The sequence below is a fragment of the Aureisphaera galaxeae genome (assembly GCF_028561275.1).
GTDB lineage: Bacteria > Bacteroidota > Bacteroidia > Flavobacteriales > Flavobacteriaceae > Aureisphaera > Aureisphaera galaxeae.
Genome location: NZ_JAQQTF010000006.1, coordinates 41,426 through 62,271, shown reverse-complemented (window position 1 = coordinate 62,271; position 20,846 = coordinate 41,426). Strand labels below are relative to the sequence as shown.

5 protein-coding genes are annotated in these 20,846 nt (G+C 43.1%); all 5 read left to right on the top strand.

Annotation, left to right across the window (positions count from 1 at the left end; genetic code table 11):
- Positions 1-63: 63 nt before the first annotated feature.
- The 5 genes from POV27_RS10960 (at position 64) to POV27_RS10940 (ending at position 20,799) form a co-directional block, all read left to right on the top strand.
- Positions 64-585 (top strand): RNA polymerase sigma factor, encoded by a 522-nt coding sequence (locus POV27_RS10960; RefSeq protein WP_272862813.1) that lies wholly within the window; start codon positions 64-66, stop codon positions 583-585.
- 48 nt (positions 586-633) lie between these two features.
- Complete coding sequence (locus tag POV27_RS10955) at positions 634-1,551, top strand: FecR family protein (RefSeq protein WP_272862812.1); 918 nt, start codon at positions 634-636, stop codon at positions 1,549-1,551.
- On the top strand, positions 1,505-4,120 hold the full coding sequence (locus tag POV27_RS10950; protein ID WP_272862811.1) for a TonB-dependent receptor: 2,616 nt from the start codon (positions 1,505-1,507) through the stop codon (positions 4,118-4,120). The genes POV27_RS10955 and POV27_RS10950 overlap by 47 nt, the downstream gene beginning before the upstream one ends.
- Positions 4,121-4,214: 94 nt before the next feature.
- Positions 4,215-12,179 carry an HYR domain-containing protein gene (locus POV27_RS10945; protein WP_272862810.1) on the top strand — a complete coding sequence of 2,655 codons (7,965 nt, stop codon included), beginning with the start codon at positions 4,215-4,217 and terminating at the stop codon, positions 12,177-12,179.
- A 298-nt stretch (positions 12,180-12,477) separates the two neighbouring features.
- On the top strand, positions 12,478-20,799 hold the full coding sequence (locus tag POV27_RS10940) for an HYR domain-containing protein (RefSeq protein ID WP_272862809.1): 8,322 nt from the start codon (positions 12,478-12,480) through the stop codon (positions 20,797-20,799).
- Positions 20,800-20,846: the final 47 nt, after the last annotated feature.

Here is a 20,846-nt window from a genome sequence, read left to right as displayed (position 1 = left end):
CCCTATTTTTTGAAGATTAATTTTTGGACTTTTCCTACTTTTGGCACGGAGATTTTAGCGAGCATGTCCGAGAAAGAACCATCCATTTGCGAGGAGAAAAACTATAATACGTTGTTTCATGACTACTATGAATCGGCCACGAAATACATTTACTATAAGTGTGGCGATTTACAGCAGGCAGAGGATATCGTTCAGAATGTTTTTATCAAACTTTGGAAATTATGTGCTACCATCTCCTTTTCTAAGGCAAAGGCCTATATTTATAGGGCTTGCAACAACCTTTTCCTGAATGAAGTGGAGCACAAAAAGGTGGTGTTAAAACACCAAAAGACCCTTGTGCAGAACATAGACAATGAAAGTCCTGATTTTTTGGTGGAGATGGATGAATTTAGGGAGAAGTTAATGGCAGCTATCAACACCCTCGCTGTAAGGGAAAGGGAGGTATTCTTGTTAAGTCGGGTAGAAAAGAAGACGTATAAAGAAATTTCCGAAATGACCGGACTCACCGTTAAGGCGATAGAACGCAGGATGAGCAAGGCATTACGGGAATTGAGAGAACAATTAGGAAAAGAAATTAAAGTATAAAATAGGGTAAATCCATTTTTAAATGTCTCATAAGTAAGAAGCTAATGTATGGCAGAGCATTACGAAACAGACGAAACTTTTTTGGCTAGATGGATCGAAGGGAAACTTTCGGACGAGGAGCGTATGGCTTTTGAGAAGACGGAAGCCTTCAAAGAGTTTGAGCTTATTAACAAACAAGCTCAGCTTTTATCTGCACCTTCAATAGACGCCGAAGCAGCATTTCAAAAGGTCAAGTCTAAGCTACAAGAGGAAAAACCCACCAAGGTACGTTCCCTTCGTAGATGGTTTGCTGTAGCCGCTAGTGTCGTCTTGCTTCTAGGTTTGGGATACCTTTTTACAGCAACCCAAACGCATACTACGGCTATTGGAGCTACCCAAACGATTGCATTACAAGATGGGATTGAGATACATCTTAACTCAGGATCAAGCATCACCCATAAACGTTTTTTCTGGAGCCTCGATAAGGAAGTGGATTTAGAAGGAGAAGCCTATTTTGTGATTGAAAAAGGGAATGACTTTGCCGTAAATACTTCGAAAGGACAGGTAACGGTATTGGGAACCGAATTCAATATAAAGGATAGAGGAGTCTTTCAAGTAAAGTGTTATGAAGGAAAGGTGAGTTTTACCGCAGATGATACGGATGTTGGGACGATACTCACACAAGGCGAACAACTACTTATTGAAAAAGACAAACAGATAGAAGAAAGTACTTTTGAAGCCCAAGCACCTTCCTGGAGAAATGGTATTTCTAATTTTGAAGAGCAACCGCTGTATTTGGTGCTTGAAGAGTTGACCTATTTATATCCCATTACGTTTGAATCTTCTACCGTAGATACCGATCGACTGTTTACGGGAAGCTTTACGCATAACGACCTAGAAACCGCATTAAAAACGACCCTAATCCCTATGGGAATTCGCTATGAGATTACATCAACAGGCAACACCATTATCCTATCCGAAAAATAACCTAACGTACTTTTTATTCGGCCTCTCACTTTTCTTCCTTCAACTTGCGTTGGCTCAGGAAAGACAGGATTATGTGTATGACGGAACCGACTTAGAAACGGTCATTAAAGATGTTGAAGTTAGGAATGATGTGGTTTTTTCATATGCGCTCGACGTGGTTTCTGGAAAAGTGGTGTCGTTAGATGCACAACAAGTAACCTTAGAAGATATACTGTCCCTATTGCAAGCCCAAACGATATTGAGTTTTCAATTGGTTTCACCCAAGCAAGTCATTGTATCTCCTATCATTCCCGAAAGGAACAGCGTATGCGGATATCTCATCGATGCGGCCACCAAAGCGCCCATACCCTTTGCAACGATCATCATTTCAGGAAATCTTCAAACTACAACCAATGAGGATGGGTTCTTTACATTTCAAAGAACAGCTAGTAATTCCTATGTAGCACAGACCATAGGATATGCTGCCAAGGAGTTTCAAGGAGCTAGGGAATGCGTAACAATTAGTATGACATCGACCACCGAGTCCTTAACAGAGGTAGTCATTTCTGGTTATGTCACCTCCGGAATCGATTGGCAAAGAGATGGGTCTGTCTCGGTAGATCAGAAGAAATTGGGTATTTTGCCTGGTTTGGTTACGCCCGATCTACTTCAAAGTATTCAGTTAATTCCTGGGATAGGAAGTTTGGACGAATCGGCCTCTGGCATTCAGATACGGGGAGGTACTCCGGATCAGAACTTGATTCTTTTCGACGATATTAAAGTATACAATACAGGCTATCTCTATGGGGCCTTTTCGGCTTTTAACCCTTTTGCTACTAAGAAAGCGACCATCTTCAAATCTGGGACCGAAGCAGCCTACGGGGATCGTATTTCAGGAATCATAGACATTTCAACTGGAGATAACATTCCTGAAAAAATAGAAGCCGGGGTGGGTATCGATGGATTAAGTGCAGATGCCTATGTGCGTGCACCTCTTTCAGATAAATGGGCCGTCAATGTTTTTGCCCGTAAATCCTATTCAGAAGTATATAAAAGTCCTACCTACGATAGCTATGCGGAGAAATTATTCCGAAATGTCGGGGAAGTACGGGACATTAATGGAAATATAATCACTGTCGAAACCGATGACGAATATACGGTAGATACCAGCACCAATGAGTTTTCGTTTTACGATGCCAATGTTAAGGCAATCTATCAACCTGATGAAAACAATAAGATCGTATTGAGTAGTTTGTATACGCGTAATGATCTCGACTTCGAATTTACGAACACTGGGGAAACCAGAATAGATTCCCTAGTGACCAAAAACTACGGGGTGAGCTTGCGTTGGGATCATAGAAGTACCGAGAATAGAACTGAGGAGATCACAGCGTACATAGCGAATTATGATTCCCATTATTTGAATGAAGAGTTCGTTGAAAACACTTTGGAAGAAACCAATATTAGGTCGAATCAGATCTTCGATTATGGGCTCACGGCCATTTCAAGGCGGGATTTCAATGAAAAGCACTCACTTTCTTTTGGGTACCAATTCTCCAACTCTCGCGTGAATATAGATTTGGTAAAGGAAGAGCCTTCTGAACCAGAGGACAATCAATTTGTGTTCGATGAACAAAGCAATCTCAAGAATGCTTTGTTTGGAACCTATACCTATCGTTTTTCGAATAAGGGCATTCTGAGTGCTGGAGTTCGTTCGGTGCATTATGGAAGTGTAGGGGAGCTTTATATCGAACCACGGCTAAATGTAGTATTCCCAATGACCAATGCCATTCGTCTAAAGGCCAGTTTAGAACGAAGGAACCAACCTATTTCTCAGTTGGTGGAGTTCAACCAAACCGAACTTAGATTGGAAAATAACATTTGGCGCCTGTCCGATGATAGAACCTATCCATTATTACAGAGTAATCAAGCATCATTGGGTGTCATTCTTAATTCCAACGGATGGACGGTCGATTTCGACGCCTATCTAAAGAGATTATCGGGACTCACTTCGTTTACCAGTGGATTTAGCACGCCTCAATTGCAACTTTCTGAAGGGGAAAGCGAGATTGTTGGATTCGACATATTATTTAAGAAAAGGGTAGGGGCTTACCGCGTTTGGGCAGGCTACAGTTTGAATGATATCGACTTTACCTTCGATGCGATTCAACCCGAATCTTTCGATGGAAACAATGATATTACGCACAGTTTCAGGATTTCCAATTCGCTTTCGTTTAAAAATCTTCAGATTTCGGTGGGATGGCAATACAGAACGGGAGAACCCTTCACACCTATCAGCAATTTTAATCCAGAGAATTCTGATGTGAGATTTGGGGCCATTAATAGTGACCGATTGGAAGATTATCATCGACTGGATGCTTCGATCATCTACAATTTTACCATCAATAAGAAAAAAGGATGGAAGGCCCAGTTAGGTTTTTCTGCCCTCAATCTCTACGATCGTAAAATACCACTTTCTATCACCTATAGAGCTGAGGAAGAGGATGATGTAGATCTGGAATTGAAGCAGGTTATACAGCGATTTTCCCTTGGCTTTACGTCGAATGCGTCCCTTAGAATCTTCTTCTAAGAAAAAACTTCATTTTTTTTGAAATAAAAATAGGGTGGTCTTCACTTTCCCTGTCTTAAGGGTGTAAACCATTAAATCAACCAAAACCCCAAAAATGAGAAGATCGACCCTACTCGTCTTGATGCTTTTGGCATCCCTTCAAACTATTTACTCACAATGCGGACCCGGTAATGACATAGATAACTCAGTTGTTACTGCACAGATCATTAACACAACGCAAATCAATGGGCAAGCTTTTACCCCAGATTGTACGGGTTTTATAGATCGCATCCGTTTTGCGACCAATGCGATGAGCGTCGCTGGTACGGGTACCATGACCATTTATGAAGGTCTAACCGATGCAAATCCTTTGGCATCAAACACCTTCACACTTTCGCAACCCGCAGAAAGTGTATGGGTGAATTTTTCACCTCCGGTCCCTGTTACTGCCGGTACCGAATATGTTTTTATGATAGATCCCGGGACCAGTATCGCCAACTATAGAGCGAACACCAATTACCCGGATGGAATAACGTATAGATACATACCGCCCAATCCCAATTTTGTAAACTCTTTGGGAATTAATATCGACTATGCATTTATTATAGAATATGTCGACGGCGTAGCGCCAACGGCAGTCTGTCAGGATTTTACAGCCTATGTAGACAGTAGTGGTAATGCTATCATTTCTGCTGCAGATGTGGATGGCGGTTCTAGCGATGATAGTGGATCGGTAACGCTAAGCATAGACACGAATACCTTCGATTGTAGCGATGTAGGGCCTTCCGGTGGTCCCTTCCAGGCGTATCAGGCCACGAGTAACAGTGGTAATCAGGCATGGACAGGTGAATTGGGGCTTAAATTCGATGTACTAACACCCATTTTTATTGATGAATTGGGAGCTTTCGATCATTTAAGCGATGGTATTAACGGGACTCAATCCGGTGGAATTCGAGTTGCGATTTTCGATCGGAACACTCAAAGTATTGTTCCAGGATTGGATATAATAATTTCAGGTAGTGCAGATCCATTGGTAAACAACCACAGAATGCGCAGCATTACGCCTGTAGAACTTCCCGCAGGACAGTATATGGTTGTGGCTAAAGGTTTTCAAGCAGGACAACTGAATGGAAATAACACGGGAAATGGCACCACAGATGACGGGGGAGGCCTTATCTCATTTGTAGGTACCCCCAACTATGGACCCGGTACGCCCGCAGGATTTAGCTATCCTAACTTAGTGGATGCAGGTCCTGCCAATAGATACTTAGCAGGGACTTTTAATTATTACCCCAGTACTGCTAATATAGTTACACTAACCGCGACAGATCCGGCAGGAAATACAGATACCTGTATGGCCAATGTAACAGTGTTGGACACAATTTCACCTACGGTAATGACTATGAATATGAATCTAATGTTGGACGCTTCAGGAAATGGAAGTATTACAACAGCGGATATTGATAATGGTACAACCGATAATTGTGGAATTGCCTCTTTGGCCCTTGATATTTTAGATTTTGATTGTACCAATCTGGGGGCAAATACTGTAGTGTTAACGGCTACGGACGTTAATGGAAACACAGCAACAAGCAATGCCGTGGTTACCGTCATGGATGACATTAACCCAACAGCTAATTGCCAAAATATTACGGTGTCTTTAGATGCCACAGGAAATATTACTATTTCACCATCCGATGTAAATAATGGCTCTACCGATAATTGTGGTGCACCTTCCCTTTCTTTGGATACGACCGATTTCGATTGCTCTAATCTCGGAGTGAATACGGTAACCTTAACAGCAACTGACGCTAGTGGAAACAGCGATAATTGTACTGCAACAGTTACCGTAGCAGATACAACACCACCTTTTATAACGCTTAACGGGTTGGGTACGGGAACCCTAGCAGATCCTTTTGTTTCTGTAGATCCAACTGTGGTTGGAGGAGTTCCTTCCGGACGTTATTATTTTAGTTTTAACGGGAATATATTTCAAGGTGAATTAGATAACGATAACCTAGGCGGATCTTGGCTTATGATTTTGAATTACGTACACCGTGCTGGAGATAATTCAGATCTTGTGGTTAGAAATGCAGACTTACCGTTATTGGGTTCTTCTACTTTGGGCGATAATGAGGCTGGGAGTGCCAATTGGGGACATTTTGGGAATACACTAGCAGCAGATATTGATTTTTCCGAAATCCGTTTCTTCGGTCAAACTTCGCGTGACCCCAATGATATTATTGATTTTACGACCAGTTATACGAACGTACTAACTTATGTAAAAACGGGAACTGGGAGTTTCTCAGGTATTAACAATCCGGCAAATTATTCACTAGGGCCTAATCATACGGCTTCCATTCCGCAAAATGCACCGAACTTCTTTACAAGCCGAGGAAATTTTGCACTTACAGATTTTCCCTTCTGGCGAGCTGGACAAGCCCACTGGGGAATCCGTGGATTAGGAGGCCGCTGGGAAGTGGACGACGCAGCTGGAAATAGTTTCAATACCATTCATAGAGTATGGGTTCGTGGAGATTTATCTCTTACATCAAGTGCTACTACTTCCTTGACTTTGGATGCTAGTGGAAATGCGACCCTATCGGTAGCAGATCTACCCTTGACAATTACAGACAACTGTATCAACTTTACCACTAGCTTGTCGCAAACCGATTTCACATGCTCCGATGTTGGGCTAAATACCATACAGCTTACCGCCACGGATGACTTTGGAAATAGTACTGCTATAGATGTATTAGTGAATGTAATAGACGATATTCCACCAGTGGTAAATGGTTGCCCAAGCGATTTTTCGGTGAACAATGATCCCGGCGAGTGTGGTGCCGTAGTTACTTTCACTGCACCTACGGCAACGGACAACTGTCCCGTTTCTGTGACACAGACTTCTGGTCCTGCAAGTGGTGACTTTTTCCCAGCTGGAGATACTCTAGTTGAATATACCATTGATGATGGAAACGGAAATGTAGAAACCTGTGGCTTTACGGTAACGGTTAATGACGTAGAAGCCCCAATAATTAATTGTGAGGATGTTACCATCGCGTTAGGGGATGATGGCACGGTAACCTTCGATCCGAGTATTAGTGTGGGGTATTCTGTTGATCAGTCAGGGACTTTTAATCCAATCGATATTTCAGCCAGTGGAACCGACGTAACCTTAAGTGATGACCAAGTTTCGGATCCGCTTCCTGTTGGTTTTGATTTTAACTTCTATGGAATTGACTATACCGACTTCCGTATTTCATCCAATGGATTCATCACCTTTAACGATGATACAGATAATGGGTGTTGTGATGGCGATATGATTCCCGATAACAATACACCAAATAATATTATAGCCTTGGCTTGGGAGGATTTAGATCCCGGAAATGGAGGGCAACCGACAGAGAATGTTATTAGATATGCGACCTTAGGGACCGCTCCCAACCGAATTTTGGTTGTGGAATACTTTAACGTAGACCATTTCTCAGATGGCTTGAATGTAACCACACAAGCTCAATTATATGAAGGGACCAATCGCATCGAAATTCATACTACAGAGATGCCTACCAATGGAGACCCTCATACGCAAGGTGTTGAAAACGCTAATGGAACTCTGGCTACCGCTACACCTGGCAGAAATGCAGAGGTTTGGGCAGTCACCAACGATTATGTAGCATTTATTCCTCCTTCTGGTGGCTTTGCTACGGATAATTGCGATATCACATTTACAGCTAATGCAACTACATATACCTGCGCCGATATCGGAGATCATACCGTTACTATCACCGCAACGGATCCGGCCGGGAACACTACAACTTGCGATATAACGGTAACTGTTTTAGATAATACGGCGCCAGAAATATATTGTAATGATATTACGGTTGAATTAGATGAGAATGGACAGGCAAGTATTGCTGCTACCGACTTAATTCCTTCCAATACAGACTATGTTATAGATCGATCTGGAATGTTTAATCCTGTTGATATTTCCAGCACAGCTACGCAGATTTCACTGAATGATGATGAGTTATCACCAAGCTTGCCCGTTGGATTTTCTTTCGGTTTCTATGGAAATACATATGATGACTTCCTTATCTCATCCAATGGATTCATTTCCTTTGGTACCAGGGACGCGGGTTGCTGCGATGGGGATGTGATACCTAGCACGAGTAACCCAAATAATTTTATTGCTTTTGCTTGGGACGATCTTGACCCTGCCGATGAGGATTTGCCAGCACCAGATATCATTCAATATGCCACTATTGGAACGGCTCCGAATCGGATTCTGGTAGTAGACTTCATAAATGTAGAACACATCGCTGAAACCATCGAGGTTACGAGCCAAGTGCAACTGCATGAAGGAACCGATATCATTGAGATTCACACCACTTCGAAGTTAGATAATGGCGAACCCTTTACCATGGGAATTGAGAATGCCACGGGAACGGAAGGTTTGGCTGTACCGGGAAGAAACTCCCAACGATGGAATGCAATAAATGAATATGTTGCCTTTATACCACCTGGAATAACCGAAAATTGTTCTGTGGATACCATTAGTTTGGATACCACCACTTTTACGTGCGATGATTTAGGAGATAATACGGTAACCATTACTATAACGGATCAGAGTGGTAATACGTCTACCTGTCAAGCTACAGTTACGGTTGAAGATAATTTAGCCCCAATAGTGTCCTATGATGGCGCCTATGGAGACGGATCGCAGACCAATCCATTTACAAGTATTGCCGATTATGCATTGAACGGAGTCCCAACAGGCGTATACTATTTCAACTTTAATGGAGCAACATTCCAAGGTTACCTGGATATGGATAACGTTGGAGGTAATTGGTTATTAGTACTCAACTATGTACACGCACAAGGAACCTTTCCTCCTCTAAACGATAGAAACACCAGCTTACCATTATTGGGGTCGTCTACTTTGGGAGATGACGAAAGTGGAACTGACTTCTGGGGACACATGAATTTTGAATTGGCACCGGAAATCGACTTTACCGAATTGCGATTCTATGGGGAAACAAGTGACCATGGAAGAATACTTCACTTCACCACCGATTTCGCTCCCGGAATCAACTATGTAAAAACGACCACTGGATCCTTCGACGGAATTCAAAATGGAAACTTTACGGCGATGCCTAATCATACAGCAGATCTTCCAGGCGTAGCTACTGGATTCTTGTCTGGTTTAGAGCGATCATTAACGCGAAGACCGTTCTTCAAGCTCAACGGACCTCCAATGCAAAGCCGTCTGTGGGAAATAGGAACAGCTGGCAATAGCCGCTGGACCATGGATTCTCGTGTAGGAGCCTTCAATACAAACACCATTCACAGAGTGTGGGCAAGGGGAGATGATTCACCAACCTTGGCCGGAAACCCTGTGGATCTAACCCTTCAATTGGATGCTTCCGGGAATACAACACTAACATCCACAGAACTACTTACAGTGATTACCCTAGTGGAGAACTGTCCAGATTCCTTGGTGTACACCTTTACGGAAGAGAATTTCGATTGTTCGGATGTGGGAACTCCTACTTTGGTCACTACCACCATTACCGATGGAGCAGGGAATTCGGTTAGTTTCCCAGTAAATGTAATAATAGAAGACAATGTGGCTCCTACCGCATTATGCCAGAACATTACAGTACAATTGGATGCCAACGGAATGGCTTCCATTGCAGTCGCGGATATCGACAACGGATCCAATGATGTATGTGGAATGCAATCCGTATCCATAGATGTAACCGATTTTACTTGTAGCGATGTAGGAGACAACAATGTGATTCTTACCGCTACCGATGTAAATGGAAATACTTCGACTTGTACAGCTGTTGTAACGGTAGAAGATATGGTGGCACCAGTTGCCATTTGTCAGAACATTACGGTTCAATTAGATGCCAATGGAATGGCTTCCATAACTGCGAGCGATGTTGATAATGGTTCTAATGATGCCTGTGGTATTCAGTCAACTTCTATAGATGTGACCGACTTTACGTGTAGCGATGTTGGAGATAATAATGTGGTATTAACCGTAACCGATGTCAATGGAAATACTTCCACTTGTACGGCCGTAGTTACCGTAGAAGATACCGTAGCACCTACAGCCCTTTGTCAGAACATTACAGTACAATTGGATGCCAATGGAATGGCTTCCATTACAGCTGGAGATATAGACAATGGTTCTAATGATGCCTGTGGTATTCAGTCAACTTCTATAGACGTGACCGACTTTACATGTAGCGACGTTGGGGATAACAACGTGGTATTAACCGTAACAGATGTCAATGGAAATACTTCTACGTGTACAGCTGTAGTTACCGTGGAAGATACAGTGGCACCGGCGGCCATCTGCCAGAACATTACGGTTCAATTAGATGACAATGGAATGGCTTCCATTACGGCTGGCGATATAGATAATGGTTCTAATGACGCCTGTGGAGTACAATCAACCTCCATAGACATTACCGAGTTTACTTGTGCGGATATAGGAGACAATAATGTAGTACTTACGGTTATGGATGTAAACGGTAATACTTCAACATGTACAGCAATTGTTACCGTTGAAGATTCCATTGCACCAACAATTTCATGTCCTTCGGATGTTACTACTAGTAATGATCCCGGAATGTGCTCTGCGATAGTAACTTTTGCCGACGCCATAACATTGGATAATTGTGGAACTGTCACCGTAGCGCAAACGGGTGGACTTCCTTCTGGAAGTGATTTCCCAGTGGGCACAAGTACGGTAGAATTCACCGCTACAGACGGTAGTGGTAATACAACGGTATGTACTTTCAATATTACCGTAGAAGATAATGAGGCTCCTGTCATTGCATGTCAGGACATCACTATACAATTGGATGATACAGGGATGGCTACCATCACGGCTGTTGACGTCACAGGGGTCGAGACGGACAACTGTGGGGTGGCTTCCTCATCCATTGATGTTTCCACCTTCGATTGCAGTAACGTAGGGATAAATAATGTGGTGCTAACAGTAACAGATATTCATGGCAACATCTCAACCTGTACCGCCATGGTTACTGTAGTAGACGTTACTGCACCGATGGTGGTATGTCAGGACATTACCGTTCAATTAGATGATACGGGAATGGCAATCATAGATGGTACCATGATCGATAATGGAAGTACGGATGCCTGTGGCATCGACACTTATGAATTGGATATTGACACGTTCGACTGCTCTATGATAGGAGATAATGTGGTGACCTTAACCGTTACCGATGTAAACGGGAACAGCGCTAGTTGTACTGCTGTCGTGACAGTTGAAGACAATATAGATCCAGAAGTAGTTTGCATGGATATCACGGTCGAGCTAGACGAAAATGGTTTTGTATCCATTCTACCAGAGGATGTGGCCACATTTACAGACAACTGTGCCATAGAAACTACGGCCATCGATATTTTCGAGTTTAGCTGTGATGATATTGGAGCACCTATCACTGTTCAGGTATTTGCTAACGATGCCAGTGGAAACTTGGCCACTTGTACCGCTCAGGTTACAGTGGTAGATGTATTGGCACCAGTCATTACGTGTCCTGAAGACCAAACGGTTGATCCGGGAGCTGGAAACCTGTTCTATGAAATTCCAGATTACTTCGCAACGGGAGAGGCCACGGTTATGGATAACTGTACCGATCCAGTGACGATCACTGCTCAGGATCCTGTCGCAGGTACATTAGTACCGGATGGAGTGTATACCATCACCTTAACGGCAGAAGATGAATATGGAAACGTTTCCACCTGTGAGTTTGAGTTAATTGTTGAAAGTGTGTTGGGTCTGGAAGACAATGCGATCGATCTTTCGACCGTCGTACTATATCCAAATCCAGCTTCGCAGTGGGTATACTTGAGCAATCCAATGCAGATAGCTTTGGAAACCGCTTCCATTTATGATATGAATGGTCGATTAATTCAAACATTCGATCTTACCGATATGGGTGCCGAGAAAGCTATGGATATTTCGAATCTAAGTTCAGCTACTTATATGGTATTCATAAAAGGAGAACAAGGACAAATTACCAAAACGCTCATCAAAGAATAATATTCATAAATAGGTTAATAGTTTTTTATAGTGACAGCAGTCACGGTTTGATTAGGCGAGCCCCTCACAGCAATTTTGTGAGGGGCTATTTTTATGTTGTTTTCTTACTATTATACTATGATTTGGCAGTCTTTTTTTGGTGATAAAATGTGTATATAATCCGATTTATTTGCTGATTACCAGTGTTTTAATGATTTGTCCGCCCTTTTGTCCACCCTTTTTCCTACAAAAGTGTCACTTAAAATTCTATTTTTGGGGCTTTACAACTAGTTAACAGTATCAACCAATTCAATAAACTATGAGACTGATCCTTACCCCGCGACTGGCACTGCTATGGTGCTTATTAATCTCTGCCTTTACTTATGGGCAACAAAGAGAAAACGCAACTGCCCTTTCCATTCCGGAAGTGGAAACAAGAGATTCTGAAGAATTCGCTACTCAGAATTATGAGACCCCAGCATTTGTAAAGCCTATGGCCAAACTGCCTTCCCAGCAAGATGTGAGAAGAGCCGAACAGCGTAGTGCTATGCATGTAAAAGACTTAAAACAAAATGTGACCTCTGTATTGGATTTCCAAAATGAAGAGATCTTACATCTAAGCATGTCCTCTGCAGGAAACATTGCCTTGCTAAAAAAGGACGGTAGTGTTTTAGAAGGGATATCCAATCGTACCAGCAACCAAACGATTCAAATTGTTGGAAATGATTTAGACAATACCTTAATCGTAGACGAAAAAGTACTTGATTTAGGTATTCACATCCTTTATGAAGGACGTGGACAACAGACTACTACTGGTGATGTGCTGGAAGTAACCCGAAACTCGGGAAAGTATCAAGATGTGATAATCACCCATTTCAATAAAAGTGATGGTGTGATACAAATCGATGGAAAATCGTCCATAACCTTTACTGGTTTGGAACCGATAACCATAAGTTCTATTGTCAATTTGACAATTAATTTGACAAACATACCCAATCCGGATTGTCAATTGGCCAATGAGGCTACCGCTGGGTTTAACATTTTTTCGGGAAGTACTTTTGAAGACGTTACTTTCGAAAATCCAACCGGATTAGTTACCATTAGTGGTGGAACCGATGTAGACGCATTATCCGTTATCGGATTGGATGCCGCTTTCGATGCGGACTTAACCATCAATTTTGATTCTGATGACACTATTGATTTCGAAACCAATCCAACCGACTTAGGATCTGGAGATTGTATAGTGACTTCGGGAATTCTTTTCATTACTGAAGATCTGACGACTACTGGAGATATCAACCTTACTTCAGAAGAGAATTTTGAAATCAATAGTGCAGCATTACTTCAATCTACCGATGGAGATATTACGATCAATGCTGGAGCTACGCCAGATGCAGGAGACGATTATATAGGTGTACGTGTTAATTCAGGAATTATTGAAACCACGGGTACAGGAAACATTTCCATTACGGGGCAAGGTGCCTATAATAGCAACACTTTAAGACACGGAATTGAAATAAGAAGTGCAGGGATTGTTCGTACTGCAGGAACGGGAAGCATTACACTAAATGGAACGGGTGCCGATGGAACCGACTCTAATTCGGGTCTGTTTATTTTTCAGAATAATTCATTAATCGAATCCAACGGAGGAGGAATCAACATTACCGGAGTTGGAGGTAATGGAACTGCGAACACCAACGCAGGGATTACTTTGGCCGATGATGCGACTGTAAGAGATCTAAACGGAGGATCCATCGTATGTAATGGTACAGGTAATGGTACAGCAACAAATAACCATGGAGTTCTCATTAGAACCAACCATCAGCTAAGTACTTCTACCGGTGATATAACGATAACAGGTGTTGGTGCCAGCACGGGTATCAATAATAACCGCGGTATCTCAATGCAAAGTGATGCCGATATAGTTTCAACAGGAGGAAATATCACCCTTAACGGTACGGGAGGAACTACTACAGGAAATGGGAATCGAGGTATTTACTTTTTAAGCACTGGAACTACGATAAGTACAACCGGAGCAGGAACTATTTCCCTTCTCGGAACCGGTGGAGGCGGCGGCAACTCTAATATGGGAATTGAATTAGCAAATGGAAGTAGTATTACCGCAGAGGATGGAATGATATTAATTGATGGTAATGGAAACGGAACTGGAAACACTAATGACGGAGTACGTATTAATAATACGGTGTCGTCCACTTCAGGTTCTATAAATATTACCGGAGAGTGCTTATCAACGGCTGGAGGTCAATTGCTTATAGGTGTACGATTTGATGGATCTTCCAATGTTCAATCTGTCGATGGAGATATTACCATTCTAGGAACCGGAGGAGACGGAACAGGAAACTTTAATATAGGAGTAGCTCCCTTATTTGGAGCGACCATTAGCGCCACAGGAAGCGGTTCTATTTCTATGACAGGTACTGCCGGGGCAGGCGCCCTTGCCACTACGGGTATTTTCTTTCAAACCGACACAACAAATATATCGACCAATGGAGGAGGAATATCCTTAACGGGAACTGGAGGAACCGGAACCGGAGATCAAAACAATGGAATGACCATACTTCAAGGGGTCGACATAAGTGATCTGGGAGGTGGAGATATTACATTGATAGGGAATAGTGGAAGTGGAGTTAGCGTTAATACAGGGATTGTAATTAGCAATGCCCCTGCGAGCACATTTACCACTAGTACAGGTGCGATTAGCATAACAGGAAATGGTGGGACAACTACAGGAAGTTCCAATCAAGGTCTTGTACTTACATCGGGTTCCTTGGTTACCAGTACCGGTAATGGAAACATTCAATTAGCAGGTACCGGAGGTTCTGGAGTAGATTTTAACAGAGGTTTGGAAATTCCCAATGCTACTGTTACGAGTAATGGAGGAAATATAACTATAAATGGTACTGGAGGTGCCGGAACAGGGAATACCAATATAGGATTCAGTTTGAGAGGAGGTTCTCAAATCGCAACTACAGCTTCAGGAAATATCACTATCTCTGGTTTAGGAGGCTCAGGAACGGCAAATAACTACGGATCGGAAGTTGTAGGATCGTCTAGCATTTCTGCCGTAGATGGAACCATTCAAATTGATGGGGTTTCACTAGATGCCTCCGACGGAAATCGCTATGATGGCACTTCGGCAGTTTCTACGACCAATGGAAACATCATTTTAAATGGAAGTACAGGTGTTGCGACTGCAAGTGCTATCGATATCAATTCTGGAAATGCAAGCATTACAGCAGGAGGAACCATTACGGCCACGACTACAACAGGAGAGATCAACACCCCCAACGGAATTCCAGCGGGAGCGTCATTTAATGCGTCCAATACCATTATTAATGGTGTATTGGCTCCGGGGCAATCACCGGGACAACTGATTGTGAATGGTAATTTAACCATGGGATCTGGCGACACCTTCGAAGTGGAAGTGGATAATTTCACAACCGCCGGAACGGAGTACGATCAAGTGGTTGTAAATGGAACGGTTACCATCACAGACGCTACCTTAACCCTTATAGACAATACTTCGTCTACGGCGACACCTTTTGAAATTCTTACGCTCATCAACAATGACGGAACCGATGCCGTTACTGGGACTTTTACAGGACTAAGCAATGGTAGTGCAGTAGCATTCAACGGAGAAACTTGGTACATCTATTACAACCAAGGCGATGGAAACGATGTGATTCTTAGATCAAGTGCTATCAATGTGGAAGTAGATGCAAGTGGAAACCTTGTATACAATGACACTGTGGGCGTAGATGACGATCTTACCATCATCATAGATGGAACCAACTATAGAATTAGTGACAGCACAAAACCTGTGATTGCAGGACAAGGAGCCGTACAAGACGGAAACGATGCTTTGGTAGCCATCGCATCTGTTACAGGAGCGATCAATGTCAATACACAGGATGGAGATGATAATCTTGCGGTTGACTTTGGAGGTGGAAATTATACAGATGCCATCAATTACGACGGTGGAAATCAAACCACCACACCTGGAGACGCCATGGCATTGCAAGGAGGGGGAAGCTTCGCTTCGGTAACCCATACCTTCGTAAATAGCAGTGATGGCTCGGTAGACGTAACAGGAAATAGTACCATTACCTATACAGGCTTGGAACCTGTAATAGATAACCTAAATGTAGTAGATCGCATATTTACCTTTACAGGAGGTAACGAAACCATCACCATGAGTGATGATGGTACAGCAAGTGATAATATTTCATTTATTGACTCCACCCAAGGCGAAAGCGTAACCTTCGTGAATCCAACGAACAGTCTTACGATCAATTCGGGAACTGGAAATGATACCATCAATGTACAAGGGCTGGATGCCTTGTACGATGCCGATCTCATCATAAATGGAGACGATGGTACGGATACAGTGAATTTCATCACCAATGCTACAGCCATAGGTAATAGTGATCTAAATGTAAATGCAGAACTCATAGATGTAGAAGCAGATCTAAGCACCCTTACCACAGGAACACTAACATTGAATGCAAGTTCCCGAGCGAGGGTAATCAACGGTGCCTTGATGACTTCTGTTGATGGAAACATTGCAATTAATGGTAATGTAGGTGGGAGTCAGTCCGGTGCCAGCAATTTTGATGCGGTGCAGGTTTTCCAAGCTTCTGCCGTAAGAACCACGGGTACAGGAAATATTCTGTTTGAAGGAGTAGGAACCAGTAATGGTGGAGGAAGTACACATTTAGGAGTTCAGATTTCTGGTGCTTCCCTTGTTGAGAATACCGGAACAGGAAGTATAAGCCTTATCGGAACTGGAGGTAATGGAATTAATTCCAACCAAGGGATTCGAATTGGCGGAGTAGGAACTTTTGTAACTACTATAGATGGAGGTATTACCATGAATGGAATTGGAGGTGATGGATCTGGATCTAACAATGAAGGAGTTTTAATTTTTGTAGGAGCTACAGTAAACGCTACGGGAACGGGAGCAATTAATGTTACGGGTACGGCAGGTACAAGCTTCAATAATGGTAAAGGAGTAGTGTTTTTTAGAAATGACACTTCCATAACCTCAGCTGGAGGAGGAATCACGATAGTTGGGAACGGTTCTGGAACCAATAATACATGTAGAGGGGTGAGTATCGAAAATGGAGTAACCCTAACAGATACTGCTACTGGTAACATTTCCATTACTGGAAATGGAGGTAATGCAGTTACAAACAATCATGGTATCGCTATTTTGGGAGGTTCTTCCTTAAATACGCTTAATGGAAATGTTCTGCTGAATGGTTCTGGAGGAAATGGAACGGGTAACAGTAATTATGGTATTCTAGCAAACGGAAGTTCTACCATCAATGTTACTGGAACTGGAAACGTAGATATCACGGCAAATGGAACCGGAGGAGTGAATACCAATAGAGCATATTTTGGTAATAATGCGGTTGTAACCACCAATGGTGGAGGAATCACGGTGAATGGAACTGTAACCAACACAACAGGGAATAACAACCAAGGAATATTTTTAAATGGAACGTCTGGTTTTAGGGATACCAATGGAGGAACCATTACGCTTATAGGTACTGGTGATAATGCAGCTGCATCGAATCATGGAGTGCAACTAGGGGGAAGCAATGTGTTTGTGGAGACCAACAATGGTCAAATCAATATCACGGGAGTTGGAGGAAATGGTAGTGGAAATGGGAATCAAGGAGTGGTTTTCAACGCTGCTACCGTACAAGATTTAGGCACAGGAAATATTAATATAGATGGAACTGGAGGTGATGGAGCTGCTTTCAATAGAGGATTTGAAGGGCTTACCGCCACTTTTGCCTCTAATGGAGGAAATATTACCCTTAACGGAACTGGAGGTAACGGTTCAGGAAACTTCAATGTTGGGATGAGCTTGCGAAATGCTTGTCAAGTAACTACCATGGGTAATGGAACCATTTCTATAACTGGTACAGGAGGAGTTGGTAATAATGCCAATTTTGGTAATGAAACTGTTGGAAATGCCACTGTAACTAGCGAAAATGGAGCCATAACCATTACTGGGATCGCACCAGATACCGTAGGAGGCGGACAAGATGGTCTTCGTATTGATGGTACCTTCTCGTCTACACAGAATGCTCCGATTACATTGAATGGAGGTTCAGGAATTTCTACCTCTTGGGCAGTCGCCTTTAGAACCGATGTAACCTTGGTACAAACCGGAGGAGATGTTACGATTAATGCCACTGGTTCGGAACGTATTGTAACGATCGCTTCCATTCCGCCAAATGACTTGATAGATGCCAATGCGATTACAGTGAATGGTATTTTGCGTGCTGGAGATAACGGAAGAGCTCAATTCCCAATTACAGGAAATACTGCTTTCTCTGCTGGCGATGAGTTACAGTTCAATATTGCCGGATTTACGAATGCAGGAACCGATTTCGATCAAATCAGTGTAACAGGAACTATAGATGTAACGGGATCAACTCTAACGCTTATCGATAACTTTGGTCCAGCTGAAGATAACTGTGAAACCATAGTGCTTATCGACAATGATGGCACGGATGCCATTATTGGAACCTTTGCTGGTATAGCAGAAGGAGATTCCATAACCTTTGGTGGAATCACAGGAAAGGTTTCTTACGTAGGAGGTGACGGAAACGACTTCACCTTGAACTTGGACGATACGGCACCTAATGCCGTTTGTCAGAACATTACCATACAATTAGACGCTTCAGGAAATGCTAGTATCACCGCTGCCGATGTGGACGGAGGTTCCACGGATAATTGCGGTATCGATACTTTGGCAATCGACGTATCTACTTTCGATTGTTCGAATGTAGGACCCAATAACGTAACATTAACCGTTACCGATGTAAATGGAAATGTTGCTACGTGTATTGCAGTGGTTACCGTTGAAGATAGCGTGGCGCCCAATGCTGTATGTATGGATATTGATGTGTTCTTGGATGCTGCAGGAAATGCGACCATCACCCCAGCCGATGTGGATGGAGGTTCTAACGATGCCTGTGGGGTCGCGAGTTTGAGTATTGATATCGACACCTTCGATTGTAGTAATGTAGGTCCAAACAATGTTACGCTAACCGTAACGGATGTAAATGGAAACAGCTCAAGCTGTATCGCAGTGGTAACCGTGATCGACGATATCCCACCAGTGATTTCCTGTCCTACCGACGTAGTAACAGGAACCGATCCTGGGTTGTGTTCTGCTATGGTAACCTTTAGCGATGCCATAGCCAGTGATGCTTGTGGCGTGACTGTAGCGCAAACGGATGGATTACCGTCTGGAAGTGATTTCCCAGTAGGTGTGAACACAGTTGAATTCACCGCGACAGATGCCAATGGAAATACTACGGTATGTACCTTCACGATTACTGTGAATGACGACGAAGCTGCTGTAGCTGTTTGTCAAGACATAACGATTCAGTTAGATGCTACTGGAAATGCTACCATTACGGCTAGTGATGTAGACGGTGGTTCTACTGACAACTGTGGTATTGCTAGTCTTGATGTTGACATCGACACTTTCGACTGTAGTAACGTTGGCGACAATACGGTAACATTAACTGTGACCGATGACAATGGAAATGTTTCTACCTGTACTGCCATCGTAACGGTAGAAGATGTGACGGCACCGGAGGTGTTCTGTCAAGACATCACAGTACAGTTAGATGCTAGTGGAACGGTAACCATCTTGCCATCCGATATCGATAACGGAAGTAACGATGCTTGCGGCATCGATACCTACGAATTGGACATCGACACCTTCGATTGTAGTAACGTAGGCGACAATACGGTTACATTAACCGTGACCGATGTGAATGGTAACAGTGCAAGCTGTACCGCTACGGTGACCGTTGAGGATACGATAGATCCAGAAGTGGTGTGTATGGACATTACCGTAGAACTAGACGAAAACGGAATGGCGGTGATTACCCCAGAGGATGTGGCTACCATTTCTGATAACTGCGGGATCTTTACCACGGCCATCGATATCTTCGAGTTCGACTGTGATGATATCGGAGCTCCGATCACAGTTCAGATATTTGCCGAAGATGTAAATGGAAACCTTGCTACCTGTACCGCTGAGGTAACAGTAGTAGATACCATGGCGCCGGAAATTACCTGTCCAGCGGACCAAACGGTAGATCCAGGACCGGGAATGTTGTTCTATGAGATTCCAGATTACTTTGCGACAGGAGAAGCCACCGCAGTGGATAACTGTACCGATCCCGTGACGATTACTTCTCAAGATCCAGTGGCAGGTACTTTGGTTCCAGATGGAGTGTATACGATTACCTTGACTGCAGAAGACGAGTACGGAAATGTGTCTACTTGTGAGTTTGAGTTAACGGTAGAAAGTGTACTAGGATTGGAAGACCTTCCCGTTAACCTATCTAGCATTGTTGTATACCCCAATCCAGCAACGGATGTGGTCTTCATTAGTAATCCTCAGAACATCACACTTGAGAAAGTGACACTGTTCGACCTTGTAGGAAGAAAGGTGGCAAGCTATGATCTCAGAAATTCAGGAATGGAAACCTCGCTTGATATTTCCAACCTCGCCACGGCCAGTTACACTCTGGTCATTGAAGGTAGTGGTGGACAAACGAGCAAACGTTTGATTAAGGAGTAGATTTTGAATCTACAAATCGCAGATGCCCTTCATCATGTATGGTGAGG

What these genes read in the sequence shown, in the direction of transcription:
- POV27_RS10960 (WP_272862813.1), top strand. Translation starts at nt 64, where the DNA reads ATGTCCGAGAAAGAACCATCCATTTGCGAGGAGAAAAACTATAATACG.
- POV27_RS10955 (WP_272862812.1), top strand. Translation starts at nt 634, where the DNA reads ATGGCAGAGCATTACGAAACAGACGAAACTTTTTTGGCTAGATGGATC.
- POV27_RS10950 (WP_272862811.1), top strand. Translation starts at nt 1,505, where the DNA reads ATGAGATTACATCAACAGGCAACACCATTATCCTATCCGAAAAATAAC.
- POV27_RS10945 (WP_272862810.1), top strand. Translation starts at nt 4,215, where the DNA reads ATGAGAAGATCGACCCTACTCGTCTTGATGCTTTTGGCATCCCTTCAA.
- POV27_RS10940 (WP_272862809.1), top strand. Translation starts at nt 12,478, where the DNA reads ATGAGACTGATCCTTACCCCGCGACTGGCACTGCTATGGTGCTTATTA.